The 535-nt window shown below is 55.1% G+C and carries 1 protein-coding gene; it reads left to right on the top strand.

The window, feature by feature from the left end; translation table 11 throughout:
* Positions 1-355: 355 nt before the first annotated feature.
* Positions 356-535, top strand: a 180-nt coding sequence (locus AC1DSL_RS19325; protein ID WP_477533490.1) for an acyl-CoA thioesterase, incomplete at its 3' end; no start/stop codon positions are given.

Consider the following 535-nt stretch of genomic DNA (forward strand, 5'->3'; position numbering starts at 1 on the left):
GAGTACGGTTACCACGCCTGCGATCAACATGATCACTGCCAGATCCTGAATGAAACTGATGGCATGCATGGCGTGAGACTCCCTGGATGGTATTGCTCGATCCCCGGAAGCAGGAAAAGTCTGATCGAGCAGAACAAAAATCGGAATTGCACGTAGGAAATGCCCTTGAGGCAAGGCTTTTTGCAGGGTAACACCGCGACTTCTGACAGAAAGGCGGTGCAATATATGGAAACAGATCGTTCCGGCGTGACGGCGACTCCGCACCCGGCGTCCCGATAACTGTTGGTTTGAAAAAACCGCTGAGGCACCCGCAGAGGTGCATCCCTCAAACCTGGCCTTGACCCGTGAGAATGCTATGGAACCCGGAAACGCCCAGCTGTCGATGACGGTATTGATGACCCCTGACATGGCCAACTTCTCTGGCAATGTTCACGGCGGTACCCTGCTCAAATACCTCGACGAAGTGGCCGACGCCTGCGCCAGCCGTTATGCCGGCCGCTATGTGGTGACCCTGTCGGTGGATCAGGTCATTTTC

The organism is Paenisporosarcina sp. P4_D4, from assembly GCF_056401835.1.